Annotated in this window: 1 protein-coding gene; it reads left to right on the top strand. The window is 58.2% G+C overall.

What is annotated here, in order from left to right; genetic code table 11:
• Positions 1–111: 111 nt before the first annotated feature.
• Positions 112–471, top strand: a complete 360-nt coding sequence (locus AC1RPH_RS07750; RefSeq protein ID WP_391857657.1) for a hypothetical protein — start codon at positions 112–114, stop codon at positions 469–471.
• The last annotated feature ends 62 nt before the right edge of the window (positions 472–533 follow it).

Genomic DNA, 533 nt, shown 5'->3' with positions numbered 1-533 from the left:
GGGATGAATCGGAGTCCGAACTTGAGGTTCGCATCTTGTCCGGGCTGCTCGACATGAGCATCTTCCTGCCATGTGAGCGGGCCGGTGACATCCTGCGACTCGGGAGCGAAAATGACTAAGGTGATCAGTGAACTGGGGCACAGGGTACTCGACATGGAACGCACGTACCCGGTGCAGGCGGTGGCCGAGACACAGGATCGGGCGCGGGACTTGGCGGTCGGCCTCGCGCATCTCAGGGTGTGTGCACAGGGCATCCCACTGCGCATGTGGTCCACGTGGGGCACCGATGATTCAGGCAACCCGCTGTTCTACTCAGTTCACGTCGAGGGCTATGGCGCACCTATTCAGGTGTTTGTCGAGGACGCTGAGGAAGGAGAATATATGCCACTCGCGTCGCTTACCGGCATCCTGAACGACGTGTATGCAATGGGCTACAACAAACATGAAGGGCTGAGTGCGGAGCTTTTCTGATGAGATAGACACGCATGCAATGGGAAGACGACTAGATGGTGACTGAGCACAGGCCTCTCGAC

It is taken from the genome of Dellaglioa sp. CoH-57-MRSF-16 (genome assembly GCF_056782055.1).
This window is presented reverse-complemented; position numbering and strand designations above follow the sequence as displayed.

Coding starts and splice junctions, on each gene's coding strand:
- AC1RPH_RS07750 (WP_391857657.1), top strand. CDS start 112: ATGACTAAGGTGATCAGTGAACTGGGGCACAGGGTACTCGACATGGAA.